We start from the raw sequence: 16,793 nt of genomic DNA on the forward strand, positions 1-16,793 counted from the left end.
CGAAACCGGACGGTTGGTGGGGGTTATGTGCGGATCCGCCCGCCTGTGAGGACGAGAATCACACCGGAGCGAACCGGCCACCGCCACCAACCGCCCGCCCGTGCGTACGCCCTGGACCGGGCGGGCCGGCCCGGGCGGTTACGCGGTGGTGTGGCGGTCGGCGACCGTCAGCGCCTCGTCCAGCAGGGCCAGGCCCTCCTTCGCCTCCGCCTCCGTGATGGTGCAGGCGGGGACGACGTGGGTTCGGTTCATGTTGACGAAGGGCCACAGGCCGGACGCCTTGCAGGCCGCCGCGAACTCGGCCATCGGCGCGTTGTCCGCGCCGGCCGCGTTGTACGGGACGAGCGGTTCGCGCGTCTCCTTGTCCCGTACGAGCTCCAGGGCCCAGAAGGCGCCGAGGCCGCGGACCTCGCCGACCGAGGGGTGGCGCTCGGCGAGCTCCGCGAGAGCCGGGCCGATCACGTTCTCGCCGAGGCGGGCCGCGTGCTCGACGACGCCCTCCTCCTCCATGGCGTTGATCGTCGCGACGGCGGCGGCGCAGGCCAGCGGGTGGCCGGAGTACGTCAGTCCGCCCGGGTAGGGGCGGGTCGCGAAGGTCTCGGCGATCGCAGCGGAGATGGCTACGCCGCCGAGCGGCACATAGCCGCTGTTGACGCCCTTGGCGAAGGTGATCAGGTCGGGGGTGACGTCCCAGTGGTCGGCGGCGAACCACTTGCCGGTGCGGCCGAAGCCGGCCATGACCTCGTCGAGGATGAAGACGATGCCGTGACGGTCGCAGAGCTCGCGTACGCCCGCGAGGTAGCCGGCGGGCGGGACCATGATGCCGGCGGTGCCCGGCACGCTCTCCAGGATGATCGCCGCGATCGACTGCGGGCCCTCGAAGGCGATGGTGTCGGCGAGGTGGGCGAGGGCGCGCTCGCACTCCTCGGCCTCGGTGCCCGCGTGGAAGGCGGAGCGGTAGAGGTACGGGCCCCAGAAGTGCACGACGCCCGCGGCGGCCGTGTCGGAAGGCCAGCGGCGCGGATCGCCGGTCAGGTTGATCGCGGCGGCGGTGGCTCCGTGGTACGAGCGGTAGGTGGAGAGCACCTTGGCGCGGCCCGTGTGCAGACGGGCCATGCGGACGGCGTTCTCGACGGCCTCGGCGCCGCCGTTGGTGAAGAAGATCTTGTCCAGGTCGCCCGGGGTCCGCTCGGCGATGAGGCGTGCGGCCTCGGAGCGGACGTCGACGGCGAAGCCGGGCGCGAGGGTGCACAGCCGGGCGGCCTGCTCCTGGATCGCGGCGACGACCTTGGGGTGCTGGTGGCCGATGTTGGTGTTCACCAGCTGGGAGGAGAAGTCGAGGTAGCGCTTGCCCTCGTAGTCCCAGAAGTAGGAGCCCTCGGCCCCCGCGACGGCGAGCGGGTCGATCAGGGCCTGGGCGGACCAGGAATGGAAGACGTGCTTCCGATCTGCGTCCTTCACGGCGGCAAGGGTGTGCGGGGTGGCATGAGGGGTCATGAGGTCACGCTAGAAGTGCGCAGGTGGGGAGGGATATCGGCGGACTGTATGGGGGTGGCGGGCCGGTCTCGGCAGTCTGTCTGCGCCTCCGGAGCAGCCTCCCGAAGTATTGACAGCATCCTGTCGTTATGACAGTCTCTTGTCATAGGCGCTTTTCGTGGAAGCCCACGCCGAAGCCGGTACGGCGCGCCGGCGCGGGATGAACCACGAGCACCGTCGGCATCGCAGGCACCACGTGCATCACTTGCACCGCGGCACCTCGGCCACGGTGAGCGCCGCAGGCACCTGGCACCATCCGACGCTGGAGGCGAAACACCATGAGCGAGACCGCTCGCAAGCCCGTCCACCTCGCGGTCTACGACACCTACGCCGACTGGGAGACCGGCCACACCACCGCGCACCTCACCCAGCGCGGCCACGTCGTGCGGACGGTCGGCCTCGCCGCCGGAGCGCCGGTCACCACCATGGGCGGCATCCGCATCCAGCCTGACCTGGGCCTGGCCGATCTGCGACCGGAGGACTCCTCCTTGCTGATCCTCACCGGGGCCTCCCTGTGGGACACGGGCGACGAGCTGGCGCCCTTCGCGGCGAAGGCACGGGAGTTCCTGGCCGCCGGAGTGCCGGTCGCGGCGATCTGCGGAGCCACCGCGGGCCTCGCCCGGGAAGGCCTGCTGGACGACCGCAGGCACACCAGCGCGGTCTCCTTCTACCTGGCAGAACAGCCGGGCTACGCAGGCGCCGAGAACTACGTCGAGGCCGACGCGGTGACCGACGGGGACCTGATCACGGCGGGGCCGACGGAACCGGTCGCCTTCGCCCGCGAGGTCTTCGCCCGCCTGGACGTCTACAAGCCGGACGTCCTGGACGCCTGGTACGGGCTCTTCCACCACTCGGACGAGAGCGCGTACCCGGTCCTGATGGCGGCATCGGCGGCGGGCGATGCTTGAGCCGCCGGCGCTCGGGTCCCCTCGGACCCGGCAGGACCTGCTGAGCCGCACCGCACTCGGGGTGTTCCGGCTGAACGGCCAGTTCCTCTCCCTCTCCGAGGAGCTGGCACGGCCCGCCGGGCTGACCGCCGCCTGGTGGCAGGTGTTGGGAGCGGTACTGCGGGAGCCGCTGCCCGTCGCGGGCATCGCCCGGAGCATGGGGATCACCCGGCAGAGCGTCCAGCGCATCGCGGACCTCCTCGTCGCCAAGGGCCTCGCCGAGTACGCTCCGAACCCGGCGCACCGGCGGGCCAAGCTTCTGCGCCCGACGGAGGAGGGCCGCGCGGCGGTGGACCGGATCGGGCCGGGCCACTCGGCCATGGCCGCCCGTCTCGCGGCGGAGCTGGGGGACGCCGCCTTCGCGGAGACGGTCCGCGTCCTGGAGCGGCTCGCGGCGGCGCTGGACACGCTGCCCGCGCCGCGGGACCCGTCCGATCCCGCCGACCCGTCCGATCGGTCCCCCGTCTGATCGGTCCGGCCCGTCCGATCGGTCCCCCGTCGGATCGGTCCGGCCCGTCCGATCGATCCCCCGTCGGATCGGTCCGGCCCGTCGGATCCGGCTGCCGAAGTCGCCGGGCCCGAGCCTCCGGGGTCGGCCCGGTTGGGGTCCGGGACCGGTGCGGGCCCGGTTGGGGTTCGGGCCGGTTGGGTGTTCGAGTCCGGCGAGGTCGACCGGCAGGCAACCGGTGGGAGCCGCCAACCGTCCTTCCCGGCGGAGCTGTTCGGCCAGCAGGGGAAGGACCACCCGGCCATGGAACAACTGCATCCGCACGACCCGCACCGCATCGGCCCCTACCGCCTGTTGGCCCGGCTCGGCGCCGGCGGTACGGGCCTGTCCTACCTCGCCCGCTCCGACCGCGGCCGTACCGTCGCGGTCAAGCTGGTCCACCCCGGGCTCGCCGCCCACGAGGAGTTCCGCATCCGCTTCCGCCAGGAGGTCGCAGCGGCCCTCCGGGTCGGCGGCGAATGGACCGCGCCGGTCCTGGACGCCGACACCGAGGCCGCGACCCCCTGGTTCGCCACGGACTACGTCGCCGGGCCGAGCCTGCGCCGGGTCGTCGCACACGGCTTCGGCCCGCTGCCGGACCGTACGTTGCGGATCCTGGCCGCGGGCCTCGCGCACGCCCTCCAGGACCTCCACCGGGCCGGCATCGTCCACCGCGACCTGAAGCCCTCGAACGTACTGATCGCGCTCGACGGTCCCCGCGTCACCGGCTTCGGCATCACCCGAACCCCCACCGGGTACGACGCCGGTCCGACCCGGATCGGCGAGGTCCTCGGCTCCCCCGGCTTCATGGCCCCGGAGCAGATCCGCGGCGGGCCGGCGACCGCCGCCTGCGACGTGTTCTGCCTCGGCGCGGTCCTGGCGTACGCGGCCACCGGCCGACCGCCCTTCGGCGACGCGGAGCAGCCCGGCGGCCTGGCGGCGCTCCCGCTGCGCAGTCCCGGAGCGGAACCCGACCTGGTCGGCGTACCGGCGGAACTCCTCGGCCTCGTACGGGACTGCCTGCACGGGGATCCGGCCGCGCGGCCCGGCCCCGCCGAGGTACTGGCCCGCGTCGGCGCCGACGACACCGTGGCCGACGGAAGGGCCCTGGAGCCGTGGTTGCCGACCCCGCTGGTGGCCCGGCTCGGGCAGCATGCCGTACAACTGCTCGACCGCGAGGACGCCGGGCCGGACCGTGCGGTGCCGGCGCCACCGCCGCCCTCCTACTCCGCGTACCCGCCGCCGGAACCGGAACCTCCTCGCAGGCCCCGGACGGCGTCCACGGCCCTGCTCCTCGCGGTGGCCGCGGTCGTCGCGGCCCTGTCCGCCGGCACGGTGTACGCGGTGATGAGCGGGGCCGAGGATCCGCGACCGCCCGTCACGGGTCCCCGCACGCCGGTCGCGGCAGGCTCGGGATCGGCTTCCGCTTCCGCTTCGGCCTCCGCATCGGCCCTGGGCTCCGCCGCGGCCCCGGTGGGTGAGGGCCTTCCCGCGGCCTTCGTCGGGACCTGGCAGGCCGTCCGGGGCAGCCAGACCTGGCGGCTCACCCTCTCGCGCGCCGGCGTCGGGGAGCAGGTGATGTCCCTGGCCGTCCAGGACCCCGGATTCGCCTGTGCCTGGACCGCGGCCCTGCGCAGCGCCCCCGGTTCCGACCCCGACGGTTCCGACCCCGACTCCGTGGAAGTGGAGGCCTCGACCGTCACCTCCGGCGCCCCGCCGACCTGCACGGCGGGCGGCCCGAGCCGGCTGCGGCGGCTGCCTGACGGCGCCCTGCGCAGGGAGCTCGCGGGCAGTGACAGTCCTCCGCTCGACTACCGCAGGCAGTAGCCCGCACCCGTTCGTGTCGGGGTCAATGAGCTCGCACGCAGAGCTTGTTGCGCCGGACGGTCCTGTCGGACGCTGCGGCGCATGGAGCCGTTGAGGGGAGGGGCACGACCGTGGGAGGGGATCGGGGCACGCGACGGGGGGCGTGGCCGGGCTCATCGCCGCGGACGCCGTCATCGAATGGCCCGTGAGCGCCGAACGCGTCGTGGGGCTCGCCCATTCACCGCCGTGAACAGCGACGACGGAGACGTCGACGCCAAGCCAGGAAGCGTCCTGCGGATCCTGGCGGACGAGGACCACGTCGTCACCGAGGTGGAAGTGCCGCAGGGCCACGTCCTCTACCGGGCCGTCTCCCTGTGGACCGTGCGCGACGGGGAGATCGTGGAGGCGAGGGAGCACTGGACCAGCCCCGGCCAGGATCCCGCCCCGCGCCGACGGGCGGGATACGCCGAACCCCTGGCCGTGGACTGAGCCTCGCCGCTCGCCACCCCCCGCTCGCCGCTCGCCACCCGCCCTGGGGGACACCGACCGGAGAACCGGGCGGCTGCACGCCTCCGCCCGGGTCAGGGCGTCGGCTCGGCCGCTCCGAGCCGGTCCAGTTCCTCGCCGATCGCTGCCCGCAGGGCGTCGTGGCGCGGAGCCAGGGCGTACCGCTCGGCGCGCCGGCACTCCTCCTCGTACAGCCACACGGGCAGCCTGACGCGGGCTTCGGGTTCCCAGTCGTAGCGCGGCCAGATGTGGGCGTGAAGGTACGGATCGGTGTTGCCGAGGATCTCGATGTTGACCCGGCGGAAGGCCGGGTCGAGTCGCAAGCAGGCCCGCTCGACGGCCTCGGCCAGCCGCTCCATGTCCGAGAGGTACGCCGCCCTGCGCGGCCGGGACAGGTCCGAGAGCCGGGTCACGGCCGGGTCGTCGGTCAGCAGAACCGAGTAGCCGGGGAGGAACTGCCAATCCCCGATGACTGCGAAACCGGCGTCGAGGCGGCGCAGGACGGTCGGGTTCACCCCGCGGTGCGCGCTGCCGATGCGGTCGAGGCGCCAATCGCCATCTGTCACTACGAAACTCCAAGGGCTTTTCCGGGAAGGGGAGTTGGACTTTCCACTGGGAGGGCAAAGGGTGGGGCGTTCTGGCTCTGAAGTATTCCCTGTCATACCTGAGAGCTAGGTACGGACACGGCTCCATGGCGGGACGCCGACCAGGGGCTCGGATTTCTAACTTCGGTGGTGGAGAGGGGCGCTGACGGCCCTTCCGGACACCGAGGGAACACACCATGGCCACGGGGACGGCACGGGCGGCGGACAACTGGGCGGACAGGGCACGGGCAGCGGACACGGCGGGCACGGCGAGCACGGCGGAAGAGTCGGCGCGGGCAGCGGGCACGGCGGACAGGGCGGGGGGAGTCGGCGCCGGTGAGGCCGTGTTCGGCTCCGGGAAGGCGGGCGGCGAACGTGGCGGTCGGCTGCGCCGTACGTTGCTGGCCTCGCTGGTCGCGGCGGCCGTGATAGTCCCTGTGTCCGCCGCAGCCTCGGCGCAGGTGCCCGCCCCGACGCCCGCAGTGTTCGCCGAGGGCGCCCCGGCCCAGAGCCGCTATGCCGCCAACCGCGACAACATCGCCGAAGCGGTCCGGATGGCGCAGGACGCCGCCCGCTCCGGCCGGGCCGGCCGGCTGCGGGCGATGGCGGCGGCCGGCTCGGCGCAGTTCCTCGCCTTCGACGGCCGCGGCAGGGGCCGGGCCGTCGAGGTGTTCGGCGAGCTGGCGACCGCCGAACGGATCGCCGTCCTGGTGCCCGGATCGGACACCACCCTCGACACGTACGAGAGGTTCCGGTCCGGAGCGGTCTCCCTCCAGCAGCGCCTGCGAGCCGGACATGCGCGCACCGCCGTGGTCGGCTGGCTCGGGTACGACACGCCGGGGACTGTCAGCACGACCGTGCTGACCTCCGGCCGGGCCGACCAGGCCGCAGCCGAACTGGGTCCGTTCCTGGACCGGTTGGGGTACATGGCCGCACCGGGCGCGCAGATCTCGCTGCTCTGCCACTCCTACGGCTCTGTCGTCTGCGCGCGGACCGCGACCGGCCCCGCGGTCGGTGACGTGGTCCTGTACGGCAGTCCGGGCACCGGGGCCGGATCCGTCCGGGAGCTGCCGACCTCGGCCCGGGTATGGGCCGGCCGGGGCAGTGCCGACTGGATAGCCGGCGTGCCGCACGTCAGGCTCGGCGGTCTCGGCTTGGGCACCGACCCGGTCGACCCCGCCTTCGGGGCACGGACCTTCGCCGCCGGAGGCGGCGGCCACAGCGACTACCTCGAGCCGGGCACCCGGTCCCTCGACGCCCTGGCCGCCATCGTCCTCGGCAGCGATCCCGCCCGGGAGGGCGGCCATGCGTGAAATCCGCTCCCGCTGGTCCGCCCTGGCGGCTGGCATCGAGGCGGCCACGCCGGCCGACCGGGACCGGGCCGTGGACGCCCTCCGGGCCCTCGCGATCCTCGGCGTGGTCCTCGGCCACTGGCTGGTCACCTCCCTGACCACCGTCGACGACGGCGGCCTGCGCGGGACCAGCCCGCTGGCGCACATGCCCTGGCTGGCCCCGGTGTCCTGGGTGTTCCAGACACTGGCCGTCTTCTTCCTGGTCGGCGGCCGTGTCGCCGCCCTCGGGTACGCCTCGGCCCGCGAGCGGGGCACCTCGTACGGAGCCTGGGTCGGGCAGCGGCTGGGCCGGCTGTTCCGCCCGGTCGCCGCGGTGCTCGTCCTCTGGACGGTCGTGGCGTGCGGGATGCTCGTCGGCGGGGCGGAGCTCGACACCGTACGGACGCTGGTCAAGCTGGTCCTGTCGCCGCTGTGGTTCCTGCTGGTGTTCGCCGCCCTCACCGCCGCGACTCCGCTGGTGGCCCGGATCAGCCCGGTGTGGCCGGCCGCCGTGGTGGCGGGGGTCGACCTGTGGCGCTTCGGGGCGGGCGGGCCGGAGTGGATCGGCTGGGCCAACGTGGCCGCCGGCTGGCTCGTTCCTTTCACGCTGGGCGCCGCGTGGTCGCGCGGGGCCCTCGCCCGGCGCGGCCGGCTCCTGCTCCTGGCCGGCGCCGGCGCCGCGGCCACCGCCGCGCTGGTCCTGTGGGGCGGGTATCCCGGGTCCATGGTGGGCGTGCCGGGGGCGACCGTCTCGAACCTCAACCCGCCGACGCTGGCCGCGGTCGCGTTCGGACTGGCCCAGTGCGGGTTGGCTCTGCTGGCCCGCGACCGGCTGGCCCGGCTCATGCGCAGCCCGGCGGCCTGGGCGAAGGCGGCGCTGGTGAACCTCTCCGCCATGACGATCTTCCTGTGGCACCAGACCGCCATGATGGCCGTGACCGCCCTCGGGCTGCTGGTACCGGCCCGCCTGCCGGGGCTGCACACCGCGCCGGACTCGGTGGGCTGGATAGCGGCCCGGGTGGGGTGGCTGCCGGTGTTCGCTGCCGCGCTGGGCCTGTGCTGGGCAGCCTTCCGCGCCTACGAACAGGCCCGGCCTGCGCGGTCGGCCACGGCCACGGCAGCCCGTTGCGTTCCGGGCACTTCCGTCGAGGAGATCACCCATGCCTAGGCTGACCGACGTGAACGAACAGCGCGTGTCCACGGCCGAGCCGGAGCCCTCCGATGTTGTCAAGCGGGCCACACCGGGCATGGCGTTGGCCCTGGAGCTGTTCACGCTGCGGCGCGATCCCCTGCCCCGGATGGGCCGGCCGCGGTGGCTGGCCCGGCTGCCGCACGCGCTCGTCGCCTACGCGGCGGTGTTCTTCGCGTTCCTCACCACCGAGCAGCTCATGGACCACTACGCCGTCAAAGGCGGCCCGCCGCTGGCCGTCGCACTGCTGACGGCGCTGTCCATCTGGCTGGCGATGTTCCGCCCGATCGCCGCCTGGTGGCTGGGCCTGCTCGCCGCGGGCTGGAGCGCCTGGTTGATCCACGGCAGCGTCGGTCAGGGCCAGACGTGGCCGTGGACGCCCGGCGGGATCTTCGCGTTCGCCCCCGTGCTGCTGCTGGTCGCCCTGCGGGTGCCGCCCCGGATGACCATATGGGTCGTCGGCATCTCCGTCGCCCTCACGGGGGCGGCCGAGCTGACCTTCCGTCCGGACGGAAGCCAGATCTCCTCCGTGGGAGCCACCGTCCTCTTCGGCTTCGTCGGGCTCCTCGGTTACGCGCTGCGCGCCCTGCGGCTGGCCCGCGGCGAACTGGTCGAGCAGGAGACGCTCACGGCCGAGGAGCGGGCACGGCGCACCCTGTTGGAGGAGCGCAGCCGCATCGCCCGCGAGCTGCACGACGTCGTCGCCCACCACATGTCGGTGATCTCCATCCAGGCGCAGGTCGCCCCGCACCTCGTGGAGAATCCGTCCGAGGAGCTCAAGGAGAACCTGGCGGGCATCCGTGAGAACGCACTGGAGGCCCTCACCGAGCTGCGCCGTGTCCTGGGGGTGCTGCGTTCCGAACAGCCAGGTGATCCTGCGGCCCCGCAGCATCCGCAGCCGACCCTGGCCGAGTTGGACGGCCTCGTGGACAACGTGCGGGGGGCGGGGCTGGACGTCACCACGGAGGTCGCCGGCATACGCCGGGCGCTGGCCCCCGGGGTGGAGCTCACCGCTTACCGGATCGTGCAGGAGGCGCTGAGCAACTGCCTGCGCCACGCGCCTGGTTCGCGGGTCGAGGTCGGCGTCGCGTACGGTCCGCGCGAACTGCACCTGTGCGTCGCCAACAGCGCGCCGACCCGGCCGGCCCCGCCTTCGCAGGGAGCGGGGCACGGGCTGCTGGGCATGCGGGAGCGGGCGGGCATGCTGGGAGGCGAGCTGGCCGCGGGCCCACGCCCCGACGGCGGGTACGAGGTCAGCGCTGTGCTCCCGATGGCTCCGCAGAACCCGCCCGCCGGCAACGGCACGGGCACCGAGACGAAGAAGGCACCATGAGCACACCGATCAAGGTGATGATCGCCGACGACCAGATGATGGTGCGGCAGGGCTTCACCGTGCTTCTCAACGCGCAGCCCGACATAGAGGTCGTGGGGCAGGCGGTGGACGGGGCGGACGCCGTGGCGAAGGTCGCCGAGCTGGCCCCGGACGTGGTGCTGATGGACATCCGCATGCCGGGCATGGGCGGTATCGAGGCCACGTCGGTGATCACCCGGGTTCCCGGCGCCGCGGTGAAGGTGCTCGTGCTGACCACCTTCGACCTCGACGAGTACGTGTACGAGGCGCTGCGGGCCGGGGCCTCCGGGTTCCTGCTGAAGGACGCGTCCGCGGACCAGCTCGCGGAGGCGGTACGAGTGGTGGCGGCCGGTGAGGCGCTGCTGTCGCCGAACATCACGAAGCGGCTTATCACGGAGTTCTCCCGGCTGGGGGCGCCGCGCGCGCCGTCGCGGGCCCGGATCGACGTGCTGACCGAGCGGGAGACCGAGGTGCTGTCGCTCATCGCCCAGGGTCTGTCGAACGCGGAGATCTCCGAGCACCTGGTCCTGGCCGAGCAGACCGTGAAGACCCATGTGAGCCGGATCCTGGTGAAGCTCGGACTGCGGGACCGCACGCAGGCGGCGGTGTTCGCGTACGAGAGCGGTCTGATCCGTCCGGCGGGCTACTGACGGACCCGTGTAGTACTTGAGAGGGACCCTGGTATATCCCCATCAGCGGCGACGCGGACGAAGGCGGTACAGACCTACGGTTGTGCGTATGACCGAGACGACCACCGGGGGGACAGCCCGGACGCCTGAATTCCGACTGGCATCGGAGGTGATCGCGACCCTGCGCCAGGACCTCCTCACCGATGCGTTCGCCTACCGGCCGCTGCCGCTGGCAGGGGCCCCGGGCCGCTTCTCGCGACGGCTCCCCAAGGGGATACGGCGGTATGCGCCGTGGCGGCAGCATGCGGCGGTGGGAGCGCTGGCCTTCCTCGCTGTGCTTTTCACGATGGACGGGCAGTCGAGCTACCTGGGCGATCTGGGCCGGCTCGTCATGGGGCTGATAGCCGCGGTTCCCGTCCTCATGACGCTGGTGCGGCCGGTGGGCGCGTGGTGGGCGGCCGTCGCGATGACGGTGGTCCTGGCCGCCCTCGGCGGGGGCGTCAGCTGGCCGTGGACCCCGGGAGCCTTCTTCTCCTACATCGTCGTCCTGTTCGTCGTCGCTCTGCGGACCGGACCCCGGGTGGCAGTGTGGATGTGGGCGCTGACCCTCGCGCTGGGAGCCGCCATCTCCGTGGTGTTCACCGGCGAGTGGGGGTCGAACGCGCCGGAGATGGCGGTGACCTCGGCCTTCGCCCTGGTGATCGCCGGCAGCATCCAGATACGCCGGCACGCCAAGGCGGAGGTGAGCGCGCAGCAGGAGGTCACGGCAGTCGAGCGGGACAAGCGGACGCTGCTGGAGGAGCGGACCACGATCGCGCGGGAGCTGCACGACGTGGTGGCGCACCACATGTCGGTGGTCGCGATCCAGGCGGAGGCCGCTCCCTACCGGGTGAAGAACCCGCCGCCGGAGCTGGAGGCGGCGTTCGTCACCATCCGGGAGAACGCCGTGGCGGCCCTGACGGAGTTGCGGCGGGTCCTGGGTGTGGTGCGCTCCGCGGACTACGAGGCGCCGGACGCCCCGCAGCCGACGCTGGCCTCGCTGGACGGACTGCTGGCCAATGTGCGCGAGGCCGGGCTGAGTGTGGAGAAGACGGTCACCGGCGCGGTGCGGGAACTGCCGCAGGGCGTCGAGCTGTCGGCGTACCGGATCATCCAGGAGGCCCTGAGCAACACCTTGCGGCACGCCCCGGGCGCGGCGGCGGGGGTGGAGGTGTCGTACGTCCTGGGCGGCCTGGGGATACGCGTCGTCAACGAGGCGCCGACCGGGGATGCGCCGCCCTCGCCGGGGGCCGGCCACGGGATCACCGGGATGCGGGAGCGGGTGGCCATGCTGGAGGGGGAGATGACGGCCGCGCGTACGGAGACCGGCGGCTACGAGGTCGCGGTGTTCATTCCGGTGCGCAACCGTCCCGAGCCGGTGCCCGAGCCGCAGGAGGGGACGGTATGACGATCAGGGTGCTGATCGTCGACGACCAGATGATGGTCCGCGAAGGGTTCTCGGTTCTGCTGAACGCCATGGACGGCATCGAGGTGGTGGGCGAGGCGGTCGACGGCCGGGAGGCCATCGCGCGGGTTGCGGCGCTGCGGCCGGACGTGGTGCTGATGGACATCCGGATGCCTCTGATGAACGGCCTTGAGGCGACGCGGGAGATCGTGGCCGCGGACACGGACGCGAAGGTCCTGGTCCTGACGACCTTCGACCTCGACGAGTACGTGTACCAGGCGCTGAGGGCGGGGGCCTCCGGGTTCCTGCTGAAGGATGCCTCGGCCCGTCAGCTGGCGGACGGAGTGCGTGTGGTGGCGGCCGGCGAGGCCCTGCTGGCGCCCTCGGTGACCAAGCGGCTGATAGCGGAGTTCTCGAAGATCTCCGAGGCGCGCAAACTCGCGGATCCGGCGGGGGTGGGCGAGCTGACGGAGCGGGAGACGGAGGTGCTGATCCTGATCGCGCAGGGACTCTCCAACGCGGAGATAGCCGACCGGCTGATCGTCGCGGAGTCCACGATCAAGACCCATGTGAGCCGGATCCTGGTGAAGCTGGGCCTGCGGGACCGGACGCAGGCGGCGGTGTTCGCCTACGAGACCCGCCTGGTGACACCGGCCTGATCCGGAGGCGGAGCGCTTAGTCTGCGGGGATGGGCTTTGATCCGTGGGATGCCGCGTTCGTCGCCGATCCGTACCCGGCCTACCGGGAGTTGAGGGAGCGGGGGCGGGCCATCTGGTGGGAGGCCACCGGGCAGTGGCTGGTGCCGCACTACGCCGATGTGAGCGCGCTGCTGCGGGACCGGCGGCTGGGTCGGACGTATCTTCACCGGTTCTCGCACGAGGAGTTCGGGCGGGAGGGGCCGCCGCCGGAGCACGAGCCGTTCCACGTCCTCAACGGCAACGGACTGCTGGATCTGGAGGATCCGGCGCACGCGCGGGTGCGCCGGCTGGTGGCGAAGGCCTTCACCCCGCGGACGGTGGAGCGGCTGGTGCCGGCCGTGCAGCGGATGGCCGGGGAACTGGTGGGGCGGCTGCTCGCGGACGGCGGCGGGGACCTGCTCGCCACGGTCGCCGAGCCGCTGCCGGTGGCCGTGATCGCGGAGCTGCTGGGTGTGCCCGAGTCGGACCGGGCGCTGCTGCGGCCCTGGTCGGCGGACATCTGCGGAATGTTCGAGCTCCGGCCGGACGAGGAGACGGCGCGGCGGGCGGTGCGGGCGAGCATCGACTTCAGCGCGTACCTGCGGGAGCTGATCTCCGAGCGGCGCACGCGCCCCGGCGAGGACCTGGTCTCGGGGCTGATCGCCGCCCATGACGACGAGGGACGGCTCAGCGAGCAGGAGATGATCTCCACCTGCGTCCTCCTGCTGAACGCCGGGCACGAGGCCACCGTCAACACCACGGTCAACGGGTGGTGGGCCCTGTTCCGCAACCCCGACCAGCTCGCTGCGCTCCGCGCCCGCCACGATGCCGAAAAGTTGTCCACAGCTGTGGATGAACTCATGCGGTACGACACTCCTCTGCAGATGTTCGAGCGCTGGGTGCTCGACGACATCCGCGTCGGCGACACCGACATCCCCCGCGGGGCCGAGGTCGCACTGCTCTTCGGATCCGCGAACCGGGATCCGGCCCGCTTCGAGGACCCCGACAGCCTGGACCTCGAACGGGCCGACAATCCGCACCTGACCTTCGGGGCGGGGATCCACTACTGCCTGGGGGCGCCGCTGGCGCGGCGGGAGCTGGAGGCATCGTTCGGGGCGCTGCTGGCGGACGGCGTTCCGCCACTGCGGCTCGTCGAGGAGCCGCAGTGGCATGACGGGTACGTCATCCGCGGGCTGAAGCGCCTGCTCGTGGAGTTCTAGGCCGTCCCTTTTCCGGGTTCAGGCGGTCATGTCGCGGCGGCGCAGGCCGGGAGGCCTGCATGACTGTCGTCAGGGCAGGCCGCCGCGAGGGCGTTCAGGAACCTCCAGCCCTGCACCTTCACCTCGTGCCCGCCCGGCAGGTGGGCCATGCCGTTCGGCGGTCCGACGAGCTCGGCGCTGATCGACGTACGGGTGAGGTGGCGGAGAACGGCTAGGGTGCCGGTCTCCGCGGTGCGGCCCTGGCGGGCCGGCCGCACGAGCGGACAGGCCGGGCCAGGCCCAGCCGGCGGGCGTCCGGGACCCACAGGACCCCGCCCCGCCCCGGGTCCCCCGCCAGCATCACCACCCGAACGGACGGCGCCGGTTCCCTACGGGGCCACGGGCGTGGTGGCAGGACCCGCCGTCCCAGCACCCCCAGGGTCAGCACGTGCCGCTCCCCGCCCAGGAGCAGGACGACCACGGGAAGCCGTCGGCGCGTCCGCTCCACCGCGGCCTCGTACCGAACCCAGCGCACCGCCGGGTCCCGCAGCGCGCGGCGCGCCCGGCGGACGGCGCGGAGCTCCCGCACCCCGAGCACCACCGGGCCCAGCAGCACCGCGAGCATCCCCGGGCTCGTGAGCACCGCAGCGACCACCGCGGGCCAGCAGAACACCGGCAGCAGGCACAGCAGCAGCGCGTCCCGCCGCCAGTCACCCAGCGCCTGCACCTGCGACGACACCGACGGCTGCGCCTGCGCCGCCGTCGCCCGCACCGCCCGCGCCGTCTCGGTCACCGGGGCAGGGTGAGCGTCCATACCCCGGGGCGCAGCGTCCACGTACGGCGGCGGACCGGACCGGCCATCGCGCCGTCGGCCCGGTAGCGGAAGTCCGCGCCCGACACCGTCACCGTCTTCGCCCGGGCCGTCACCGTCGAGCCGCCGAAGCCGCCGCCCGTACGCACCGAGACCTCCGCCGGTTCCCCGTCACCCCGCGTGCGCACCGAGACGTCCGCCACGGGCTGGTCCACATCGGCCAGCAGGACCCCGTCGGCCTCCACCCGCAACCTGTGGTGCCCGCCGCCCACCCCGCCCGCCGCCGCCACCGGCCGGACCAGCGTCCGCACCAGCGAGCGGTACGCGCTCCACACCGACGGCCCGGCCGGTCTCGGAACCCGCTCCGGCCCCCGCAGCGGCGGGATCCGCAACGCGCCCAGCACCACCCCGTCACTGTCGTCCACCAGCAGGTCGCACGTGCGGGCCGAGCCGTCGAGCACCGCCCGGGCCGCCGCGACGGCGGACTGGGGAACCCCCAGGGACCTCGCCAGCGCCAGGGACCCCACCGGCCCCACCGGAACCAGCGCCAGAGCGCTCTCGCCGAGCCCCCGCTCCCGGTGCAGCAGCCCCACGGCCCGCACCAGGGCCCGGTCGTCGCCCACGATCACCGGCTGCCGATGACCCCGGCGGGCGAGCGCCCGCGCAAACTCCTCCTGCGAATCCGGGAGGCAGATCTTCGCCGCCGCTCCCGCTGACAACACATCTTTCGCGATCCGCACGGACTCGCCGTCAAGACGGCGGGCGACCGGGTCGACGAGCACCAGCAGACCGCCTACCGGCGCGCCCGCTTCGCTCATGGTGGGCTCTGGAGCCGACACCTCGGTCCTTCCTCGGGTAGCATCTTTGTGCAAGAGGCCCTTGCGCTATTGCGCCAGGGCCTTCGTCTATTCCGGGGCAACCCGTCCGACGGCTCAGCCCGCGTACATCGTCGTACGCCCCCCTGGCCTTGGACATGCCCCATCCGGAAGAGGTGTACGCCTGTGCCCGCTCTTGTGCTGCTCGGAGCTCAGTGGGGTGACGAGGGCAAGGGAAAGGCCACCGACCTGCTCGGTGGATCCGTTGACTATGTAGTGCGCTACCAGGGCGGCAACAACGCCGGCCACACGGTCGTCGTCGGCGACCAGAAGTACGCGCTGCACCTTCTCCCTTCCGGCATCCTCTCCCCCGGATGCACCCCGGTCATCGGTAACGGCGTCGTCGTCGACCCGGCCGTCCTGCTCTCCGAGCTGCGCGGTCTCAACGAGCGCGGCATCGACACCTCCAAGCTGCTCATCAGCGGCAACGCCCACCTGATCACGCCGTACAACGTCACTCTCGACAAGGTCGGCGAGCGCTTCCTCGGCAAGCGCAAGATCGGCACGACCGGGCGCGGCATCGGCCCGACCTACGCGGACAAGATCAACCGCATCGGTATCCGGGTCCAGGACCTCTACGACGAGTCGATCCTCACCCAGAAGGTCGAAGCGGCGCTGGAGGGCAAGAACCAGCTCCTCGCGAAGCTGTACAACCGCCGCGCGATCGAGTCCGCGGCCATCGTCGAGGAGATGCTCCAGTACGCGGAGCAGATCAAGCCGTACGTCGCCGACACCACCCTGATCCTCAACAACGCGCTGGACGAGGACAAGGTCGTGCTCTTCGAGGGCGGCCAGGGCACCCTGCTCGACGTCGATCACGGCACCTACCCCTTCGTCACCTCGTCGAACCCGACCGCAGGCGGCGCCTGCACCGGCACCGGCGTCGGCCCCACGAAGATCAGCCGTGTCATCGGCATCCTCAAGGCCTACACCACCCGCGTCGGCGCGGGCCCGTTCCCGACCGAGCTGTTCGACCAGGACGGCGAGGACCTGCGCCGCATCGGCGGCGAGCGCGGTGTGACCACCGGCCGCGACCGGCGCTGCGGCTGGTTCGACGCGCCGATCGCACGTTACGCCACCCGCGTGAACGGTCTCACCGACTTCTTCCTCACCAAGCTGGACGTGCTGACCGGCTGGGAGCAGATCCCGGTGTGCGTCGCGTACGAGATCGACGGCAAGCGCGTCGAGGAGCTGCCGTACTCGCAGACCGACTTCCACCACGCGAAGCCGATCTACGAATACCTCCCCGGCTGGTCCGAGGACATCACCAAGGCCAAGACCTTCGAGGACCTGCCGGCGAACGCCCAGGCCTACGTGAAGGCCCTGGAGGAGATGTCGGGCGCCCCGATCTCCGCGATCGGCGTCGGCCCCGGCCGCACCGAGACGATCGAGATCAACTCGTTCCTGTAGGCAGGGAGCC

At 72.7% G+C, this 16,793-nt stretch carries 16 protein-coding genes and 1 pseudogene; 12 read left to right on the forward strand and 5 right to left on the reverse strand.

Translation table 11 applies throughout. From position 1 onward, the window contains the following. Positions 1-138: 138 nt before the first annotated feature. Positions 139-1,497: an aminotransferase class III-fold pyridoxal phosphate-dependent enzyme gene (locus tag ACZ6JS_RS10890; protein ID WP_469297322.1), complete on the reverse strand. Its 1,359-nt coding sequence runs from the start codon at positions 1,495-1,497 to the stop codon at positions 139-141. Positions 1,498-1,814: 317 nt separating this feature from the next. On the opposite strand from ACZ6JS_RS10890, the gene ACZ6JS_RS10895 reads away from it, so the two are divergent. The 4 genes from ACZ6JS_RS10895 to ACZ6JS_RS10910 all read left to right on the forward strand — a co-directional run bounded on the left by ACZ6JS_RS10895 (position 1,815) and on the right by ACZ6JS_RS10910 (position 5,265). Continuing rightward, positions 1,815-2,444 carry a DJ-1/PfpI family protein gene (locus tag ACZ6JS_RS10895; RefSeq protein WP_469297323.1) on the forward strand — a complete coding sequence of 210 codons (630 nt, stop codon included), beginning with the start codon at positions 1,815-1,817 and terminating at the stop codon, positions 2,442-2,444. Then, positions 2,437-2,952, forward strand: a complete 516-nt coding sequence (locus tag ACZ6JS_RS10900) for a MarR family winged helix-turn-helix transcriptional regulator (RefSeq protein WP_469297324.1) — start codon at positions 2,437-2,439, stop codon at positions 2,950-2,952. The genes ACZ6JS_RS10895 and ACZ6JS_RS10900 overlap by 8 nt, the downstream gene beginning before the upstream one ends. Positions 2,953-3,234: 282 nt before the next feature. Beyond that, a complete protein-coding gene (locus ACZ6JS_RS10905) occupies positions 3,235-4,797 on the forward strand; it encodes a serine/threonine-protein kinase (protein ID WP_469297325.1) in 1,563 nt (520 codons plus the stop codon). 225 nt (positions 4,798-5,022) lie between these two features. Further along, positions 5,023-5,265 (forward strand): nuclear transport factor 2-like protein, encoded by a 243-nt coding sequence (locus ACZ6JS_RS10910; RefSeq protein WP_469297326.1) that lies wholly within the window; start codon positions 5,023-5,025, stop codon positions 5,263-5,265. A 92-nt stretch (positions 5,266-5,357) separates the two neighbouring features. On the opposite strand, the gene ACZ6JS_RS10915 is transcribed toward ACZ6JS_RS10910, so the two are convergent. Continuing rightward, positions 5,358-5,849, reverse strand: coding sequence for an HIT family protein (locus ACZ6JS_RS10915; RefSeq protein ID WP_469297327.1), 492 nt, complete (start codon positions 5,847-5,849; stop codon positions 5,358-5,360). Between the two features lie 215 nt (positions 5,850-6,064). On the opposite strand from ACZ6JS_RS10915, the gene ACZ6JS_RS10920 reads away from it, so the two are divergent. The 7 genes from ACZ6JS_RS10920 to ACZ6JS_RS10950 all read left to right on the forward strand — a co-directional run bounded on the left by ACZ6JS_RS10920 (position 6,065) and on the right by ACZ6JS_RS10950 (position 13,708). Beyond that, positions 6,065-7,180, forward strand: a complete 1,116-nt coding sequence (locus ACZ6JS_RS10920) for an alpha/beta hydrolase (protein ID WP_469297328.1) — start codon at positions 6,065-6,067, stop codon at positions 7,178-7,180. Next, positions 7,173-8,366, forward strand: coding sequence for an acyltransferase family protein (locus ACZ6JS_RS10925; RefSeq protein WP_469297329.1), 1,194 nt, complete (start codon positions 7,173-7,175; stop codon positions 8,364-8,366). The genes ACZ6JS_RS10920 and ACZ6JS_RS10925 overlap by 8 nt, the downstream gene beginning before the upstream one ends. Next, positions 8,359-9,720, forward strand: a complete 1,362-nt coding sequence (locus ACZ6JS_RS10930) for a sensor histidine kinase (RefSeq protein ID WP_469297330.1) — start codon at positions 8,359-8,361, stop codon at positions 9,718-9,720. The genes ACZ6JS_RS10925 and ACZ6JS_RS10930 overlap by 8 nt, the downstream gene beginning before the upstream one ends. Beyond that, complete coding sequence (locus tag ACZ6JS_RS10935; protein ID WP_469297331.1) at positions 9,717-10,388, forward strand: response regulator; 672 nt, start codon at positions 9,717-9,719, stop codon at positions 10,386-10,388. The genes ACZ6JS_RS10930 and ACZ6JS_RS10935 overlap by 4 nt, the downstream gene beginning before the upstream one ends. A gap of 88 nt (positions 10,389-10,476) precedes the next feature. After that, positions 10,477-11,814: a sensor histidine kinase gene (locus ACZ6JS_RS10940; RefSeq protein ID WP_469297332.1), complete on the forward strand. Its 1,338-nt coding sequence runs from the start codon at positions 10,477-10,479 to the stop codon at positions 11,812-11,814. Next, positions 11,811-12,470 (forward strand): response regulator, encoded by a 660-nt coding sequence (locus ACZ6JS_RS10945; RefSeq protein WP_469297333.1) that lies wholly within the window; start codon positions 11,811-11,813, stop codon positions 12,468-12,470. Before ACZ6JS_RS10940 ends, ACZ6JS_RS10945 begins: the two co-directional genes overlap by 4 nt. Positions 12,471-12,499: 29 nt before the next feature. Further along, positions 12,500-13,708, forward strand: a complete 1,209-nt coding sequence (locus tag ACZ6JS_RS10950; RefSeq protein WP_469297334.1) for a cytochrome P450 — start codon at positions 12,500-12,502, stop codon at positions 13,706-13,708. Positions 13,709-13,809: 101 nt separating this feature from the next. On the opposite strand, the pseudogene ACZ6JS_RS10955 reads toward ACZ6JS_RS10950, so the two are convergent. From ACZ6JS_RS10955 to ACZ6JS_RS10965, 3 genes and pseudogenes are all read right to left on the reverse strand, one after another. Further along, a pseudogene (locus tag ACZ6JS_RS10955) lies at positions 13,810-13,956 on the reverse strand (ABC transporter); the annotation flags it as partial. After that, a complete protein-coding gene (locus tag ACZ6JS_RS10960) occupies positions 13,920-14,480 on the reverse strand; it encodes a hypothetical protein (protein ID WP_469297335.1) in 561 nt (186 codons plus the stop codon). The pseudogene ACZ6JS_RS10955 and the gene ACZ6JS_RS10960, both read right to left, overlap by 37 nt. Continuing rightward, the gene (locus ACZ6JS_RS10965; RefSeq protein ID WP_469297658.1) at positions 14,477-15,316 is read right to left on the reverse strand and encodes a diacylglycerol kinase catalytic domain-containing protein; all 840 of its coding nucleotides are present in this window, start codon (positions 15,314-15,316) and stop codon (positions 14,477-14,479) included. Before ACZ6JS_RS10965 ends, ACZ6JS_RS10960 begins: the two co-directional genes overlap by 4 nt. Before the next feature lie 183 nt (positions 15,317-15,499). On the opposite strand from ACZ6JS_RS10965, the gene ACZ6JS_RS10970 reads away from it, so the two are divergent. Next, positions 15,500-16,783 carry an adenylosuccinate synthase gene (locus ACZ6JS_RS10970; protein WP_469297336.1) on the forward strand — a complete coding sequence of 428 codons (1,284 nt, stop codon included), beginning with the start codon at positions 15,500-15,502 and terminating at the stop codon, positions 16,781-16,783. The last annotated feature ends 10 nt before the right edge of the window (positions 16,784-16,793 follow it).

Source organism: Streptomyces sp. NPDC046349 (assembly GCF_055587885.1).